16 protein-coding genes are annotated in these 16,666 nt (G+C 70.5%); 6 read left to right on the top strand and 10 right to left on the bottom strand.

Annotation, left to right across the window (positions count from 1 at the left end; genetic code table 11):
* Positions 1-397: 397 nt before the first annotated feature.
* The 6 genes from G6039_RS06945 (at position 398) to G6039_RS06965 (ending at position 4,603) form a co-directional block, all read left to right on the top strand.
* Positions 398-1,516: an LLM class flavin-dependent oxidoreductase gene (locus G6039_RS06945; protein ID WP_010596237.1), complete on the top strand. Its 1,119-nt coding sequence runs from the start codon at positions 398-400 to the stop codon at positions 1,514-1,516.
* A gap of 94 nt (positions 1,517-1,610) precedes the next feature.
* Positions 1,611-2,474 (top strand): NADPH-dependent oxidoreductase, encoded by an 864-nt coding sequence (locus tag G6039_RS06950; protein ID WP_043796868.1) that lies wholly within the window; start codon positions 1,611-1,613, stop codon positions 2,472-2,474.
* 95 nt (positions 2,475-2,569) lie between these two features.
* Complete coding sequence (locus G6039_RS31390) at positions 2,570-2,641, top strand: putative leader peptide (protein ID WP_353852504.1); 72 nt, start codon at positions 2,570-2,572, stop codon at positions 2,639-2,641.
* Between the two features lie 64 nt (positions 2,642-2,705).
* On the top strand, positions 2,706-3,269 hold the full coding sequence (locus G6039_RS06955) for a flavin reductase family protein (protein WP_043796867.1): 564 nt from the start codon (positions 2,706-2,708) through the stop codon (positions 3,267-3,269).
* Between the two features lie 101 nt (positions 3,270-3,370).
* Complete coding sequence (locus G6039_RS06960) at positions 3,371-3,883, top strand: winged helix-turn-helix domain-containing protein (RefSeq protein WP_043796865.1); 513 nt, start codon at positions 3,371-3,373, stop codon at positions 3,881-3,883.
* 228 nt (positions 3,884-4,111) lie between these two features.
* Positions 4,112-4,603, top strand: a complete 492-nt coding sequence (locus tag G6039_RS06965) for an NADPH-dependent FMN reductase (RefSeq protein ID WP_043796864.1) — start codon at positions 4,112-4,114, stop codon at positions 4,601-4,603.
* A 10-nt stretch (positions 4,604-4,613) separates the two neighbouring features.
* On the opposite strand, the gene sfnG is transcribed toward G6039_RS06965, so the two are convergent.
* The 10 genes from sfnG to G6039_RS07015 all read right to left on the bottom strand — a co-directional run bounded on the left by sfnG (position 4,614) and on the right by G6039_RS07015 (position 16,663).
* Positions 4,614-5,735 carry a dimethylsulfone monooxygenase SfnG gene (sfnG, locus tag G6039_RS06970; protein ID WP_029546686.1) on the bottom strand — a complete coding sequence of 374 codons (1,122 nt, stop codon included), beginning with the start codon at positions 5,733-5,735 and terminating at the stop codon, positions 4,614-4,616.
* Positions 5,736-5,835: 100 nt separating this feature from the next.
* The gene (locus G6039_RS06975) at positions 5,836-7,209 is read right to left on the bottom strand and encodes a styrene monooxygenase/indole monooxygenase family protein (protein ID WP_043796862.1); all 1,374 of its coding nucleotides are present in this window, start codon (positions 7,207-7,209) and stop codon (positions 5,836-5,838) included.
* A gap of 29 nt (positions 7,210-7,238) precedes the next feature.
* Positions 7,239-8,651: an LLM class flavin-dependent oxidoreductase gene (locus tag G6039_RS06980; protein WP_006943659.1), complete on the bottom strand. Its 1,413-nt coding sequence runs from the start codon at positions 8,649-8,651 to the stop codon at positions 7,239-7,241.
* Complete coding sequence (locus G6039_RS06985) at positions 8,648-9,865, bottom strand: acyl-CoA dehydrogenase family protein (RefSeq protein WP_043796861.1); 1,218 nt, start codon at positions 9,863-9,865, stop codon at positions 8,648-8,650. Before G6039_RS06985 ends, G6039_RS06980 begins: the two co-directional genes overlap by 4 nt.
* Positions 9,866-9,987: 122 nt before the next feature.
* On the bottom strand, positions 9,988-11,202 hold the full coding sequence (locus G6039_RS06990; protein ID WP_043796860.1) for an SfnB family sulfur acquisition oxidoreductase: 1,215 nt from the start codon (positions 11,200-11,202) through the stop codon (positions 9,988-9,990).
* 1 nt (position 11,203) lies between these two features.
* Positions 11,204-12,376, bottom strand: a complete 1,173-nt coding sequence (locus G6039_RS06995) for an LLM class flavin-dependent oxidoreductase (RefSeq protein WP_043796858.1) — start codon at positions 12,374-12,376, stop codon at positions 11,204-11,206.
* Between the two features lie 171 nt (positions 12,377-12,547).
* A complete protein-coding gene (locus G6039_RS07000; RefSeq protein WP_006943653.1) occupies positions 12,548-13,126 on the bottom strand; it encodes a hypothetical protein in 579 nt (192 codons plus the stop codon).
* A 242-nt stretch (positions 13,127-13,368) separates the two neighbouring features.
* The gene (locus G6039_RS07005; protein ID WP_043796856.1) at positions 13,369-14,523 is read right to left on the bottom strand and encodes an LLM class flavin-dependent oxidoreductase; all 1,155 of its coding nucleotides are present in this window, start codon (positions 14,521-14,523) and stop codon (positions 13,369-13,371) included.
* On the bottom strand, positions 14,520-15,296 hold the full coding sequence (locus G6039_RS07010) for a DUF1684 domain-containing protein (RefSeq protein ID WP_006943651.1): 777 nt from the start codon (positions 15,294-15,296) through the stop codon (positions 14,520-14,522). Before G6039_RS07010 ends, G6039_RS07005 begins: the two co-directional genes overlap by 4 nt.
* Positions 15,293-16,663 carry an NtaA/DmoA family FMN-dependent monooxygenase gene (locus tag G6039_RS07015; protein ID WP_043796854.1) on the bottom strand — a complete coding sequence of 457 codons (1,371 nt, stop codon included), beginning with the start codon at positions 16,661-16,663 and terminating at the stop codon, positions 15,293-15,295. The genes G6039_RS07010 and G6039_RS07015 overlap by 4 nt, the downstream gene beginning before the upstream one ends.
* Positions 16,664-16,666 lie beyond the last annotated feature (3 nt).

The raw sequence follows: 16,666 nt of genomic DNA on the forward strand, positions 1-16,666 counted from the left end.
GCGTCCGGTGGGACGGCTGTCAGCGACAACAACACGCCGGGGCGTGCGTGCCCACGACGCGTGCGATCACGACCTGCGCGTGACTGGTGCCGACCATCTTTCCTCCGATGGGCCGCGGGCGCGGCCCGTTCGTGGCGGGAATCCGCCCTCGGTGCTGCCGGACGGTCACGCTATCCAGTGGACGGGTCTCGGACAACCCACGCCCTTTCGGGCGGGTCCGACCTGCACCGATTTCGGATCACGACGATCGCAATCCTGGTCCGCACCCCGGTGCACGGCTACCGTGACGCCGATGCCGAGACGACGACGGCGACGTGTCCGGCCGGGCGCAACGGTTCCGATCACCTCGAGGACAACCCTTCGCGGACGCCCACCGGGACGGCAGACTCTGTAGTTCGTGCGCTTCCAGATCCTCGACATCATCTTCAACCCGCCGCATCCGGTCACCGGCGACGTCGTCGCTCCCGCGGAGCGCCTGAACCGCGTCGTCGAGATGGCCGTGCTCGCCGAGCAGCTCGGCATCGACAGTTACTCGGTCGGCGAACGTCATGCCGGCGACGTGCTCTCGTCCAGCCCGATCGTCGTCCTCGGTGCCATCGCACAGGCCACCGAGCGGATCCTGTTGTCCACGGGTGTGACCGTGCTGTCGGTGCTCGATCCCGTGCGCGTCGCCGAGGATCTGTGCACCGTCGATCAGCTGAGCCGGGGCCGCCTCGAGATCGTCATCGGCAAGGGCAACGAGGTGCTCCAGTACCCCCTGTTCGGCCTCGACATCGGCAAACAGTACGACTACCTCACCGAGAACTACGAACTGCTGCGCCGGCTGCTGCGGGAGGAACACGTCGACTGGTCGGGTGAGTACCGAGCGGCACTCGCCGATGTCACGACGCTGCCCCGCCCGTTCGACGGGCCGTTCCGCATCTGGCACGGATCCGCCACGTCGGCGCGGGCAGTGGACCTGGCGGCGAAGTGGGGAGACCCGATCGTGACGGCCAACGCCCTGCAGCCCCGGGAGAACTACAAGGTCCTGATCGATCGATACCGCGAGCACTACGCCGCACACGGTCACGACCCGGCGAAGGCCTACGTCGGATCGGGTTCGGGCGGGTTGTTCCTCGCGGACACCACGGAGAAGGCGATCGAGGAGTACCGGCCCATCTACGAAGGTGCGGTACGCCAGGCCGACAAGAGGAAACATGATCCGGGCGCCGTCGGCAAGACCACCAGCTTCCGCACGATCGAGGAGGCGGTCGAGCGGGGTCCGGCCCTGGTCGGTTCGCCGGATCGCGTGGCCGAGAAGATCCTCGACTACCACGAGTGCTTCGGCCACGTCCTCCAATCCGTATCCGTCAACCACGTGCTCGACTTCGAACGCCAGAAGGACACCCTGCGTCGATTCGCCGAGGAGGTCGTGCCGCTGGTGCGCGCGGAGGTACCGCCGACGACGCTGTGGAGCGAATCCGACACCGAGCGCGCCAGAGGGTTCACCGCCGATTCGCCGGTGGGCAGCCGATAGCGATCCGCCGACCGGCCGGGAACCGGCCAGAAGGGCTCCACTCGTGACCACGTCTCACCCACTCACAGCGAACCCCGGCGCCGGCGCGGATCGGGTGGTCGCTCGCTCCGATGCTTTCGAACGACGCGGTGCTCTCGAACGACGCGGTGCTCTCGAACGACGCGGTGCTCTCGAACGACGCTTCGGTGCTGCCGACACGGCCGGCCCCTGGAACGAGGTGCTGGCGACTCAGCTGGCGCACCGGTCGGTGCGCCGGTTCCTCGACCGTCCCGTCCCCGAGGATCATCTGCGCGCCGTCGTCGCCGCCGCGTCGTCCGCGGCCAGCTCGAGCAATCTGCAGCTGTGGTCCGTCGTCGCCGTCACCGACCGCGAGCGGATCGATGCGCTCGCCACCCTTGCGGGCGATCAGGATGCGGTCCGCCACGCGCCGCTCTTCCTGGTCTGGCTCGCAGACTTCGCCCGCTCGGAGCGCATCGCTACGGTCCACGGCCGAGAACTCGTCAACGCGGACTTCGCCGAGGGCACCCTGCTCGGCGTGGTCGACGCGGCCCTGGCCGCGCAGAATGCCGTGGTCGCGGCGGAATCGGTCGGCCTGGGCACCGTGTACATCGGTGGCATCCGCAACGAGCCCGAGCGCGTCGCCGACGTCCTGGAACTGCCGCAGCGGGTCTTCCCGGTCGTCGGCCTCTCGGTCGGCTTCCCCGATCCGGCGGAGCGGGCCGAGGTCAAGCCGCGACTCGGTTTCGACGTGGTGTGCCACCGGGACCGTTACCGACTCGAGGCGCAGGACGCGGGTATCGCCCGGTACGACACCCGCGCCGAGGACTTCTACCGTGGACAGGGCCTGCCGGGCAGCTGGACCGGGCGAATCGTGGCACGACTGACGGATCCGGGTACCCTGGGATCGCGCCGCCGACTTCGAGACGCGTTGCGCGAAAGGGGTTTCCCGACGAGCTAGGGGCGCCGGCAACCCCGGCACCGCCTCGGCTGTGCCCCGACGAAGACCGTCGGGGACGGCCACGATCGACTGCAGACAGGTGAGGATCGAGCACTATGACCGAAACAGCGTGGAGCCGCAGGCACGTGGACCTGTGCCGCACCCGCTCGTGTCTCTGTGCCTCCTGACCTGAGTACGAGTCTTCCCGATTCCTCCCTCCGTCTCGGTATGTACCTCCTTCAAGGAACGGCTATGTCCCTGTCGATGTCGAATGCCCTCGAATGCTCCGCCACCGCCGCATCGGAGCACGCTCCGGGCGTCCGTGGCGACCAATACCGCTCGGCCCTTCGGCGGCACCCCGCCGGGGTCACGATCGTCACTCTCGAATCCGGCTCCGGCCCGGTCGGGTTCACTGCGACGTCCTTCGCTTCGCTCTCCCTCGATCCGCCGCTGGTCTCGTTCAACATCACCGACACGTCGTCGAGCATCGGCGCCGTCCGCTCGGCCGAGTCGTTGGTGATCCACCTGTTGGGCGAGCATCAGCAGCATCTCGCGCAGCGCTTCGCGCGCAGCGCGGCGGAGCGGTTCTCCGACGAGTCGCTCTGGACCCGAATCGAATCCGGTGAACCCGTCCTGCACGGCACGCCGGTCTGGCTCCGGGTTGTCGTCGACCGGTTGATTCCGCTCGGTGACAGCACTCTGGTCGTCGGTGTCGTGGTTCGTGCGCACGAGGACCCGAATCCGGCGGAGGGAAAGCGTATTCCGTTGCTGTACCACGAGGGTGCCTACCACCGCCCCGTCGCATTGGAGGAGTGAATCATGAGTCGCCTGCCGAGTCTCCGGAACGAGTGTCCGAGCTGTCGCCGCACCGCATCGCCCGTCAGCTCGTCGGATCCCCTCCTCGACCGGAGCCTCACATGGAAATCCTCGACACTCGCAATGACGTAGTCACCGACGCCGGTGCCGAACTCGTTCTCGTCCTGCGACTGCCCGACATCGGAACACACTCCTCGCGTGACCTGGCGGCGCTCGCCGATGCCCTTCGCGAGGCCGCCCAGGATCTGGTTCCGGGCGTGAGCACCCATACGGTGCTCAGCCCGACCCCCATCCCGTTGATCATCGACCTTCCCGCCCGCGACGTCCTGCTCGACGGCCGGCGAGTGCTGCTCAGCCACAGCGAGTTCGAGATCCTCGCCTATCTCGTCCGCAACCCGAGGACCGTGGTGTCCCGGGCCGTCCTGCGTGACCTCGGGAACGGGGTGCGGGAGGTGGACAGTCGTGGCCGGAACGTCGATGTCCACGTCTCCCGGATCAGGACCAAATTGCAGCAGTTCGGCAGCATCATCTCCACGGTCCGCGGCAGCGGATACCGCTTCGACCCGCACCCGGCCGTGCACATCACGGAACTGCTGACGAGGCGGTGCGCATGACGCCCGGGCACGACGACCTCCCCACAGGTCGCCCTTCGGCGGCCGCACGCGAATCGGAGTGCGAGAGGCAAGGTCTACTGCGGCGGCTGTTCGCCGAGGTCCGGTGGCCGGACGTCGCCACCACCTACGCGGTGATAGAGCTGTGCACACGGTGAGCGCGGTCCGACCAGAACCTCCCGGCAGCGCACCGCGCCGGGATATCCCGAATGTGTGTGGAAAGGCCCCTGCGTGAAGACCACCGTCGTCGCCGGCAACCCCAAGCCCGGCTCCCGCACCCTCGACGCCGCCACCCTCCTGGCCACCGAGCTCACCGGCGCCGCACCGGACCACGTCGTCGACGTGATCACCCTCGGACCCGGCCTGCTCGGCTGGGGCGACGACGCCGTCAAGGCGGCGGTGGACACCGTCGCCGCCTCGGACCTCGTGGTCTTCGCCAGCCCCACGTTCAAGGCCGCCTACACCGGCATCCTCAAGCTCTTCCTCGACCAGTTCGCCACCGGCGACGGCCTGCGCGATGTCACCGCCGTGCCGCTCATGCTCGGTGCCGGCCCGGCCCACGCCCTGGCCCCGGACCTGCTGCTCAAGCCGGTCCTCGTCGAACTCGGTGCCACCACCCCGGCGCCGGGTCTGTACCTGCTCGACTCCACCTACACCACCGACACGCGGATCGCGGACTACGCCCAGCGCTGGGCGCCGGTCCTGCGATCCGCGTGGCGGTGATCGGGCCGCGTCAGACGACCACGGGCTCGCGGTCGTCCTGATCGGCGGCCTCGAGTTCACGCACGAGCGGCAGCACCTTCTCGCCGAAGTACTCGATCTCCTCCTGGAAGTGGAGGAAGCCGGCCAGGATGAGATCGACCCCGCGCCGGCGGTATTCGACGATGCGGTGGGCGATCTGCTCGGGCGTGCCGATGAGCTGGGTGCGGAAGCCGTCGTTGTACTGGACCAGGTCCTCGAATGTCGAGTCGGCCCACATGCCCTTCTTGTCCCCGGTGGACGCACCGGCCTGCTGCACGGCGCCGCGGAAGCCCTCGACCGCCGGGCGGTTCGCCTTCTCGATGATCTCGCGGAGCGTGTCGCGCGCTTCCTTCTCGGTGTCGCGGGCGATGATGAACCCGTTGAGGCCGACCCTGACCTCGCGCTGGTGCTCGCGGGCGACGGCGCGCAGGTCGGCGATCTGGTCGCTGATGCCGTCGTAGTCCTTGCCGTTGCTGAAGTACCAGTCCGCGTAGCGGCCACCATTGGCGATCGCGGCGGTGGAGTTACCGCCCTGGAACAGTTCGGGATTGGGCCGCTCGGGCGTGTTGGCGGGCTTGGGCTTGAGGGTGAAGTCGTGGATGCGGTAGAAGTCGCCGCGGAAGTCGACATCGTCCTCGGTCCAGATCTTGCGCAGCACCTGCAGGAACTCGGCACTGCGGCGGTAGCGTTCGTCGTGCTCGAGCCACGGCTCGCCGAGGTGGGTGAACTCGTCCTTGAACCAGCCGCTGACGACGTTGACGGCGAACCGGCCGCCGGAGAGTTGGTCGGCGGTGGCACCCAGCTTGGCGAGCACCGCCGGCTGCCACAGTCCGGGATGGACGGCGGCGATCACCTTCAGGCGCTCGGTGGCCAGCAGGAGAGCGAGGGAGAAGCTGGTGGACTCGTGCTGGAACTCCGCGCCGTAGCTGGCCTCGTACCGCACCTGGCTCAGGGCGTACTCGAAGCCGTTGTTCTCGGCGGTGCGGGCGAGCCGGACGTTGTAGTCGTAGTCCCAGCTGGTGCGCTGTTCGATGTTCGAGGTGACGAGGCCGCCGCTGACGTTGGGCACCCAGTAGGCGAACTTGATCTCGGGGGTGATGTGTTCGGTCGACATGGGCACCAATTCAAGCGTCCGCACCCGCCGCACCCAATCGTTGGAATCAACCCGATCCCAACCGTCGCGAGCGGTCGCGACGGTCGGGACCGGGTCGTCGTCAGGCGGGCTGGACCGCTGCGCCGGCGAGCGGCGACGCGGTGAAGCCGCCGCTCGGCTGGAACCGCGCCAGCACGTCCTCGGCCGGCTCGCCGGCATGCGCGGTGATGAACGCCAGCACGTCGTCGCGGGTGTCGATGCCGAGCAGCGTGCCGGGTTCGGACAGGAACCCGAACAGCGCGGCGGCCACCGGCTCACTCACGGTCGCCGCGGGGAAGAGCAACTCCGCGTGCACGGCGTACTTCGGATCGCCGAGGAACAGCCGGGTCACCTCCGCGGCGGCGTGACCGCGGGCGTCCCAGTGCTTTTCGAACTGCTCCGTGAGCCAGTCGGCGGTGAACTCGCCCTCGTGGCCGCGTGCCGCCTCGATCAGCGCCGCCACCTGCACCACGGTGTTCTGTGCGCCCTGGCCGGCGATGGGGTCGAACGCGATGGCGGTGTCGCCGATCGCGGCGACGACGTGGCCCCCGGCCGTGCGGCCCACCGCCCGCCGCACCGTCGGGGTGACGGCCCCGCGCAGCCACGAGTGCGGATCGGCCTCGATGACCTCGAGCTTCTCCACCTCGGGGGCGTCCTGCGGGAAGTAGTCGCGGTACAGCTCGACGACGGTGCGACGGGCGCTGTGGACGTCGGTGACCGCCTCGAACCGCTCGACCCACGGGCTGCCCGGCTTGGCGAAGCCGAGGAAGCTCCACGTCGGACCCGCGTCCTTGTGCAGGTACGGGCCGAGCCAGGCCTCGCCGTACTCGGTGTGCAGGTTGAACAGGTTGTGGGCGCCCCCCGCCTCGGAGCGGTAACCCCACGTGTCCGGGCCGTGCCCGAGTCCCCGGAGCGTCACCAGCAGCAGGGTGCGCTGGGGCTCGCGGTAGACGGTGCGCTCGGCGTCGACGGGAAACAGCGACGACAGGCCGCCCTTGCCGGTCGCGACGAGCGTCAGGTCGTGCTCGGCGGCGATCGCATCGAGACTCTCCGGCGTCACCGCGCGCACCTCGAACCGGCCACCCCGGTCGAGGAAACGGCCCAGCCGGTCGTCCGCCCGCAGCCGGACGTCGACGCCCTGCGCGACGTACCGGAAATCCGGGTCGAACTCGAGGACCTCGGCGCGGGTGTCGCCGTCGCCCGAATACAGGCGCGTGCTCATGCCGGTCGAATGGGGTCCGTCGGCGTACAGATCCTCGATGATCCGGGCGTCGGACTCGCGGGACTTGCCGAAGTAGACGGCCGTTCCGGTCGCCGGCACGTCGTTGCGCAGCGACTCGCGACCCCGATCGCTGAGGACGGTGACGTCGAATCCGGCATCGAGGAAGCCGAGCGCGGCCGTGGTCCCGGCCAGTCCGGCGCCGACGACGGCGACGGAACGTCGAGTGGTGGTCATGGAAACTCCTCGTGGTGGGCGGTGATGGATCAGCCGACGTAGGCGCGGTGGCGGTCGGTCACGGTCGAGAGGGGCGCGCCGAGCCGGTAGCGGGCGCCCCGATGCTCGTCGGGGAGGCGGTCGCCCTTGCCGAAGAGCTTGTGGCGCAGCGTTCCCTCGGTGTAGGTCGTCGGGTAGGCACCGCGCTCCTGGAGGACGGGGACGACGTGGGTGATCACGTCCTCGAACGAGCCGGGCGTGACGGCATAGGCAAGGTTGAACCCGTCGACGTCGGTTTCGGCCACCCACTCCTGCAACCGGGTGGCGACGGACTCGCCGGAGCCGACGAAGCGGGGGCCCAGTCCGCCGATGCTCGCCCACTCGGCGATGTCGCGGACGCGCCATTCGCGGCCGTCGTCGTCGGCCTCCTGGAACGCCGCGACCGCGGAGCGGATGGCGTTGCTCTCGACGTTGCCGATCGGCTCGTCGAGGTCGTAGCGGGACAGGTCGATACCCATCCAGCCGGAGGTGAACACCAGCGCGCCCTCGAGGCTGGCGTACCGCTTGTACTCCTCGTGTTTGGCCGCGGCCGCCTCGTCGGTGGCGTCCGTGACGATCGTGGCGAGGGCGTAGATCCGCGCGGAGTACGGATCGCGGCCGGCGTCGACGAGCGCGGCCCGGATGCGGGCCACGGTGTCGCGCAGGACCCGCTTGGACGGCGGCCCGACGAAGATCGCCTCCGCGTTCTCCGCCGCGAAGCGCACGCCGCGCGGCGACGCCCCGGCCTGATAGATCACCGGAGACCGCTGCGGTGACGGTTCGGACAGGTGAATGCCGGGCACCGTGAAATGCGCACCGCGATGCCCGATGTGGTGCACCTTCTCCGGGTCGATGTAGAGGCCGCGCTCGGCGTCCCGGACGACGGCGTCGTCCTCCCAGGAGCCCTCCCACAGCTTGTAGAGCACCTCGAGGTACTCGTCGGCGTGGTCGTAGCGGGTGTCGTGATCGAGCTGGTCGGCCTCGCCGAAGTTGCGGGCCGCGGACGGCAGGTATCCGGTGACGACGTTCCATCCGATGCGGCCGCGGGTGAGGTGGTCGAGGGTCGAGAGCCGCCGCGCGAACGGGTAGGGATGCTCGAATCCTGTTCCGGTGGTGATGCCGAAGCCGAGATGCTCGGTCGCCGCGGCCATCGCGGAGACGAGCAGGAGCGGATCGGCCACCGGGACCTGCGCCCCCTGCCGCAGCGCCGCCTCGTCGGTGCCGCCGTAGACGTCGTACGTGCCGAGCACGTCGGCGATGAACAGGCCGTCGAACAGGCCGCGTTCGAGGAGCCGGGCAAGTTCGGTCCAGTACCCGAGGTCGGTGTAGCGGTGCGACCGGTCCGCGGGGTGGCGCCACAGTCCGGGGGACTGGTGGGCCACGCAGTTCATGTCGAACGCGTTGAAGCGGATGTGCCGGGTCACGCGATGACTCCGGGGCGACGGCCCGCGCTCCACGCGTAGGGGAGCGGATCCCCGTTGAGCACATGGGCGCCGACGGCCTGCTGCTTGTAGATCAGCGGGTTGTGCGCCGCGACGGTCCGTGCGTTGCGCCAGTGCCGGTCCAGCGCCGCCTCCGACGAGGTGATGGACGCGCCGCCGACCTCGAACAGCTGCGCCGTCGCGTCGAGGACGAGCCCGATCACCACCGACTGGGCGCGGGCGGCGGAAGCCTCGGCGCGGTCGAGCAGTTCGGGGTCGTCGGCGCCCGCGTCGAGAAGGACGTCGAGGTCGTCGGCGACGGCGAGCACGGCGGCGCGGGCACCGAAGGCCGCGGCCGACAGCTTCCCGATCACCTGCTGGACCAGCGGGTCGTGCCGTGGCAGGTCGGCCACGGCGTGGGTGAACGTGCGGGTGCGCGCCCGAACCCAGTCGACGGCGTCGGCCTCGGCGCGCCGGGCGATGCCGGCGAGCACCGCGAGCTGCACCAGCTGCAGGTAGGCGGTCGCGTAGGTGCGGCCCGGGGCGCCGTAGCCGGGCCCGAGGATGCGGTCCTCCGGCACCACGACTCCCGTGAAGGTGGTGGTACCGCTCGCGGTGAGCCGCTGGCCGAAACCGTCCCAGTCGTCGGTCTGCTCGACGCCCTCCTGCCGCGCGTCCACCAGTACCGAGACCCGCTCGCCGTCGCGGTCCGCGGCGACGAGGATGTGGTCGGCGTACAGGCTTCCGGTGCTGTAGTACTTGATTCCGTCGAGGACCCAGTCGCCGCCCTTGCGGGTGAGGGTCGTGCGGTAGCGGTCGGCGGCACCCACGCCCGGTTCGGTGATGGCGTTGCCGACGAGCGTGCCGTCCGCGGCGGCCGCGAGCCAGTGCCGGGCTCGTCCGTCACCCGCGAGCCGCTGGTCCTCGACGAAGCTCCAGTGCACGCGCAGCGCCTGTGGCAGGTTCGACTCGGCGGCAGCGAGGTCGATCAGCAGGTCGAACAGCTGACGGATCGTGGCACCGAAGCCGCCGAACCCGACCGGCACCCGCAGGGCGCCGAAACGGGCCTCCCGCAGCCACTGCACCTCGTGGAACGGCAGCCGGCGCTCGTGCTCGCGCTGGACGGCTCCCTCGGCGATCCGGTCGAAGATCGGCCGGAAGCGCTCCCGGAGTTCGTCGTCGGTCACGGCCGGCGTCTGGATCGTTGAACTGCTCACCTGTCATGCTCCTCGGTGTGGCGTCGATGTCGACACAACGATGGACAATCGGGCCCGCGATGGCACCGGTTGCGATCGGCCAGAGTTCAATACTGGCGCCGGGGAACGGGCGTGCGGTCGTCTCAGATCACCCCGTGCCGCGGTGGAGATGTCCCGTCCAGCGTCCAACGGCCGATGTGCTGCAGTTTCCAGCGCGTCGCGTCGTGCAGGGTGTGGGTGCGTGCGTCGCGCCAGTAGCGGGACAGGTTGGCCGCGCCGGATGCGCTTCGGGTGCCGCCCAGTTCGAACACCGCGTTCGCGGCGTCGAGCGCGGCGCGGGTCGCCGCGACCTTCGCGGTGGCGACGTCGATCGATGCCGCCGCGGCGGTGTCGGCGTCGAGGTCGGCGCGCGCGGAGTCCACCGCGCGGGCCGCGACGGTCAGCAGGGCCTGGGCCGCCCGCACCGTGACGGTCACCTCGCCGGCGAGCTGAGCCAGTAGCGGATCGTCCACCGCGCGGTCGACTCCCGCCTCGAAGTGGGGACGGGCGCGGCCGGCCTGCACGACCGCCTCGCGCAGGGCGCCGGTCGCGATCCCCACGTCGATCGCGGCGTGCAGGATCTGTGCCTGTGCCCCGTAGGTGGTGGGCCCGTCGAACAGCCCCGAGTACTGGACGATCGACGAGGCGGGCACCGTCACGCCGTCGAGGGTGACGGTGCCACTGGCGGTGGTGCGCTGCCCCATGCCGTCCCAGTCGTCGACGACGGTGAGCCCGGCGGCGTCGCGGGGCACGAACGCCACGGCCCTCGGAGTGCCGCGGCCCGGGGTGCCGCCGTCGCCGACCACACTGGCGCGCACGGCGATCCAGTCCGCGAACAGGGCGCCCGTGCTGTAGAACTTGCGGCCCGAGAGGGTGAAATCCGCACCGGACGGGACGAGCACCGTGGTGTCCACGTCGACGGGATGGGGGCCGCGTTCGCTCTGCGCGTTCGCGAACAGGGCTCCGGACCGCACCTCACCGTAGAAGAACTCCTGCTGATCCAGGGTTCCCTGCGACCGGAGCAGTTCGAGGAAGGTGAAGTGGGACTGGGGGATCTGCGCGATACTCGGATCCGCCTCGGCGAGGAGCCGGAAGATCTCCACGAGCGTCTCGGTGGGCACGTCGATCCCGCCGTACGCGCGGGGCACCGTCACCGCGCCGAGGCCCGATCCGGCGAACTCGCGGATCTGGGTGTGCGGCAGTTCGCGGTTCGCGTCGCGGAGCGTGGCGTTCTCGGCGAATCGCCGGCCCAGCACCGTGGCCGTCTCGAGCGCGTGGTCGCCGTCGACGATCCCGGATGTGACCTCGGCAGTGCCCATCTCAGCGGACCCCGGCGGGAAGGAAGGGAACGCTTCCGGACACGGCGCCGTCGGCACCGCCGGTGAACAGGCCGCGTTCCCGCAGGACCGGTAGCACCCCCTCGCCGAACCAGTACAGCTCCTCGAGGTGCGGGTATCCCGAGAGCACGAACTCGTCGATGCCCAGCGCGGCGTATTCGGCGATCCGGTCGGCGACTTCGGTATGGCTGCCGACCAGCGCCGTCCCGGCCCCGCCGCGCACGAGCCCCACCCCGGTCCACAGGTTCGGCGCCACCTCCAGGTTGCGGGCGTCGCGCCAGTCTCCGCTGCGCCGGTTGTTCTCGTGCAGGGCGAGCATGCGGCGCTGTCCTTCGGACTCGCTGCGTGCGAGACCCGCCTGTGCCGCGGTCACCGTGTCGGGGCCGAGTGCCGCGATCAACCGGTCGGCCTGCGCCCACGCATCGGCGGCGGTGTCCCGGGTGATGACGTGCAGGCGGATGCCGAACCGGATGGTGCGTCCGCGCCGGGAGGCGAGTTCGCGGATCCATGCGATCTTTTCGGCGACGGCCGCCGGCGGCTCACCCCAGGTGAGGTAGACGTCGGCGTGCTCGGCGGCCACCGGGCCCGCGGCGGCGGACGATCCACCGAAGTACAGCGGGGGGACAGGACTCGGGAGCGTGGCCAGCGCGGCTTCCGAGATGTTCAGGTGCGTGCCGGAGTGGGTGACGGTCTCGCCGGCCCACAGCCGTCGGACGATCGAGAGGAACTCGTCCGCTCGGGCGTACCGCTCGTCCTTGCCGAGGTGGTCGCCGTACGCGCGCTGCTCGTGGGCCTCGCCGCCCACCACCACGTTGAGCAGGATCCGCCCCGGGGCGTGCAGTGAGAACGTCGCCGCCATCTGCGCGGCGAGGGTGGGGCTGATCAGTCCCGGGCGGAACGCCACGAGGAAGGCGAGTCGCTCGGATTCGCGCGCCACCATTGCCGTGGTGAGGAAGGCGTCCTCGCACCATGCGCCGGTAGGGGTGAGTGCGCCGGCGAATCCGAACTCCTCGGCGGCGCGGGCGATCGACGCCAGGTACCCGACGGTGGCGCGCCGATCACCGCGGGCCGCCCCGGCGGGCGTTCCGTGGCCGCCGCCGACGATCAGGCGGCTGTCGCCGTAGGTGGGAAGAAACCAATGGAATGCGAGGGACATTGTTGCGAGGTTAAGGGCGGGGCGGAGCGCGGGCCACGGTTGAAATCGGTCCGATTCCAATTCTGGTCCTCGCCGGACGGCGCCTGGCGCCGCTGCCGAGCGGGACGCGCGGACCGGACGACGAAAGGCGGGGCGAGAGAAGAAGCTCTCGCCCCGCGTCTCGAACGACGGTCAGGAGGCCAGGATGAGCCCGCGGTCCCCGGTGCCGAAGCGGCGCAGGACCTCCACCACAGCGGGCGACGGCGTTGCCAGCCCCCGTGATTCGAGCCACGGCAGGGTGCCGTCGACGATGTGCTCGATCGTGAACTCGGCACCGAGCGGGAGGAGCGTCACGCCGTCGGCCACGCGGGTGGTGTGGATGTCGGCGATCAGTCCGGCGAGGCCGTGCGGGGTGCCGATGTAGGACAGGGTGTCTGCGCGACGACGGCCGTCGAGCAGCGCATACTGCTTGCGGGCGCCGCGGGCCTCCTCGGCGACGAGCACCTCGAGATCGACCAGGACGCTGATGCTGTCGGGATCGCGACCGTCGGCGCGGGCTTCGGAGCGTGCCCGTTCGCGGAGCTTCGCGCTCTCCCTCAGGTCGGCGGCGCGGATCCGGACCACGTTCGACGGCGAGGCGCTCAGGTCGAGCGCCGGTTCGTCGGCGCGTCCGGCGGTCAGATCGGCCCAGTAGTGCGGTCCCTCGGGCCCGGCAAGCTCGACGGCGATACGCAGGGGACGATCGATGGTCCGGGTAGCGTTGTGCGACAAGGGTTTTCTCCTGGAGAATGCGCCGCTCCGGTGGTACTCCGGCGCGACGTGGCGGAAGGGGCTGTGAGCGGTCAGCCCGTACAGATGCCCGAGGAGGTCCGGCCCAGATCGACGTGACGACGGCACCAGCGGGCGACGACGGTCGCTGCGGTCTCGGGTGCCATGGGCGATATCCTACACAATCGGTCGGGAATGCTCGATTCGGTGGTGAACCCGCCGTCCGGGCGGGTTCACCACCGGGGTCATGCGGCGCGGAGCGCGGCGAGCCCCCACTCGCGCGCCAGCAATTCGTACGAACGCAGCCGGTCCTCGTGCCGGTGCGTCACCGACGTGACCACGAGCTCGTCCGCCCCGGTGACGCGCCGCAGCGACTCGAGCCGCTCCGCCACGGTGGCGGGAGCGCCGACGAACTGGGTGATCAGCCGGTCGTCGACGAGGCTGCGCTCCTCGTCGCTCAGCGGTGCCGACGTGGCCGGGTCCGGGTACGGGACGGCCCCGTGGCCGGACCGGATGCTGTGCGTCCAGTGCCCGTACGTGGCCGCCAGGTCACGCGCGGTGGCATCGTCGTCGGCGACGACCGCGTCGGCGGACACCACCACGTACGGTCGGTCGAGGAAGCGGGACGGGCGGAACGCCGCGCGGTACGCCTCGACCGCCTCGACGGTGGTGCCGGGACTGACGTGGTAGTTCGCACCGAACGGCAGACCCAGCCGTCCGGCCAGCGACGCCGACGGCCCCGCACTGGTCCCGAAGACCCACAGCTCGACGTCCGCGCCCTCGCCGGGGCTGGCGTGCAGCTCGATCCCGTCCTCGGTGCGATAGGTCCCGTCCAGCAGAGCGAGGATGTCGTCCACCTGCCCGTCGAAGTCCGGGGCCTGCGCCCCCGGTTGCTGCAACGCGGCGAACCCGGCGGCCAGGCGCGGGGAGGACAGCAACGGCCCGGGCTGGTACGGCGGCGGAATGACCAGGCCGTCGCGCACCTCGGTGGCGCGGTGCGATTCCTCTTCGGCGGCCCCGGACCGGGCGGCCGCGAGCGCCTCCGCCCGGCGTTGTCCCGACCGGCCGAGTCCCAGGTCGATCCTGCCCGGATACAGCGCGTCCAGCGTGCCGAACGCCTCGACCACACCGGCCGCGGTGTTGTGACCGAGCTGAACCGCGGCGGCGCCGACGCGGATGGTGCTGGTGGCGGCGGCGATTGCGCCGATCAGCACGGCCGGCGACGACGACGCGACGGCGACGAAGTGGTGCTCGGCCACCCAATACCGGCGGTACCCCCAGCCTTCCGTCCTCCGGGCCAGGTCGACGGTGTTGTGCAACGCCTGCGCCGTGGTGGATCCCTCGCTGACGGGGGAGAGGTCGAGGACCGAGAGCGGCACCGGATTCGATGCGGTCGTCACCGGGCCTCCTCGTCGCGCGGAGTGCGTTCGCCGGCCTCGACGGCGAACGGCAACCGGTTCTCCGCCGGGGCGATGGGGCACGTCGCCGCGTCGGTGAACGCGCACGGCAGGTTGGCGGCCCGGGTGAAGTCGAGCGTGACCGAGCCGTCGGCGGTCGGCGCGGCGACTTCGAGGATCCGCGCGGCCGGGTAGGTCGTCACGCCGCTGGTTCCGTCGGTGAACAGCACGCGCAGCGGACCCGAGCCGTCGCCGAAGGCGACGAGGCGGTGCTCGGCGCCGTCGTGGGTGAAGCGGATCAGCCCGGCCGCGCTGTGGCGGTGCTCGAGGCCGTCGACCACGGCGCCGGTGGTGACGGTCCGCACCTGATCGAAGGCCTCGAAGCGGCCCTGCAGCACCCACTCCGGCGCAGGCTCGTACGCGGGGATTCCGGTGAAGGCCGTCAGAGCCGGCGACTTCGGGTCGTGGATGCGGACGGCGAACCGGCCGGTGCGGCGGATGATCTCGGCGTAGCCGTCGCCGGCCGCGACCCGGACACCGGGTGCGCCCTCGATCGGCTCGTGCACCTCGGTTCCGCCGTCGGATTCGAGGAGCACGCGCTCGCCGTCCACCCGCCACAATCCGGGCACCTCGTCGAGGATCGTGGGCTCGGTGTCCAGCCAGTACAGCCCGGTCAGGCTGAGCCAGCCGTCCGGGCGGCGCAGCGCCTCCTCGCGGGCTGCGTGCCAGCTCCGCCAGTCCTCGGTGAACGTCTCTCGGTCGAGTGTGGTGGTCACGATGCCTGAACTCCTTCGTCGATCTCGTGCGGGTGGCGCAGGTTGAGGTGACTGCGCAGGGTGGCGCCCTCGTACTCGGTGCGGAAACTGCCGCGTTCCTGCAGCAGCGGCACGACCTTGTCGACGAATTCGTCGAGGCCGCCGGGGGTGAGGTGCGGAACCAGGATGAAGCCGTCGCTCGCGTCGGTCTGCACATAGCGGTCGATCTCGGCGGCGACGTGATCGGGGGTGCCGACGAACTGCTGCCGCGCGGTGACCTCGATGATCAGTTCGCGGATGCTGAGCTTCTCGGCCTCGGCCTTCTCCCGCCAGGCCAGCGCGACGGCGCGCGGATCCTTGGCGTGGCGGACGCGGCCGCGCGTGATGTTCAGGTTGTCCTCCGGTTCGACGTCCGGCAGCGGCCCCTCGGGGTCGTACCCGGACAGGTCGCGGCCCCACACCTGCTCGAGGAACGCGATCGCGGTCTGCGGGCTCACCTGCTGCAGCCGGATGTGGCGGGCCCGCTCGGCCGCATCCTCCGCGGAGTCGCCGAGGACGAACGTCGCGGCCGGAAGGATCTTCAGGTCGGCGTGGCTGCGCCCGTACTTCGCGAGGCGGCCCTTGACGTCGGCGTAGAAGGCGTGGCCCTCCTCGAGGGTGCCGTGGCCGGTGAAGATGGCGTCGGCCTTGGCGGCGCCGAATTCGCGGCCCTCGTCCGAGTCGCCGGCCTGCAGGAGCACCGGGTGTCCCTGCGGGCTGCGTGGCACCTCGAACCGCCCGGAGATGTCGAACTGGGTGGTGTGGATGTCGAACGGAGCGATGTCGGAATCCGCCGCGAAGATGCCGTTTTCGCGGTCGACGACCGGTGCTCCGGGGCGCCAGCCGTCCCACAGCCGCCGGGTGACGTCGACGATCTCGTGGGCGCGGACGTAGCGCTGCGAGTGGTCGAGATAGCCGCCACGCCGGAAGTTCTCGCCGGTGAAGGCGTCGGAGGAGGTGACGAGGTTCCACGCGGCGCGGCCGTCGGACAGATGGTCGAGGGTGGCGAACTGCTTGGCCAGTTCGTACGGTTCGTTGAAGGTGGTGTTGATCGTGCCCGCGAGCCCGAGGTGGGTCGTCGCACCGGCGAGGGCCTCGAGAACCGTGAGGGTGTCGGGCCGGCCGACGACGTCGAGATCGTGGATGCGGCCGCGGTGCTCGCGCAGCCGCAGTCCCTCGGCCAGGAAGAAGAAGTCGAACAGTCCGCGTTCTGCGGTCCGGGCCAGGTGCAGGAAGGACTCGAAGTCGATCTGGCTCTTCGATTCGGGATCCGCCCACACGGTCGTGTTGTTGACGCCCGGGAAGTGCGCGGCCAGATGGATCTGCTTTCGAACGGTGTTCTGCGGCATGGT

It is taken from the genome of Rhodococcus aetherivorans, assembly GCF_011058165.1.
Lineage (GTDB): Bacteria > Actinomycetota > Actinomycetes > Mycobacteriales > Mycobacteriaceae > Rhodococcus > Rhodococcus aetherivorans.

Bases quoted from the DNA above. Each gene is read 5' to 3' on its own strand.
- G6039_RS07015 (WP_043796854.1), bottom strand. From the start codon at position 16,663: ATGCCGCAGAACACCGTTCGAAAGCAGATCCATCTGGCCGCGCACTTC.
- G6039_RS06955 (WP_043796867.1), top strand. From the start codon at position 2,706: ATGTCCCTGTCGATGTCGAATGCCCTCGAATGCTCCGCCACCGCCGCA.
- sfnG (WP_029546686.1), bottom strand. From the start codon at position 5,735: ATGTCGACCGAACACATCACCCCCGAGATCAAGTTCGCCTACTGGGTG.
- G6039_RS06990 (WP_043796860.1), bottom strand. From the start codon at position 11,202: ATGGGCACTGCCGAGGTCACATCCGGGATCGTCGACGGCGACCACGCG.
- G6039_RS06995 (WP_043796858.1), bottom strand. From the start codon at position 12,376: ATGTCCCTCGCATTCCATTGGTTTCTTCCCACCTACGGCGACAGCCGC.
- G6039_RS06960 (WP_043796865.1), top strand. From the start codon at position 3,371: ATGGAAATCCTCGACACTCGCAATGACGTAGTCACCGACGCCGGTGCC.
- G6039_RS06975 (WP_043796862.1), bottom strand. From the start codon at position 7,209: ATGACCACCACTCGACGTTCCGTCGCCGTCGTCGGCGCCGGACTGGCC.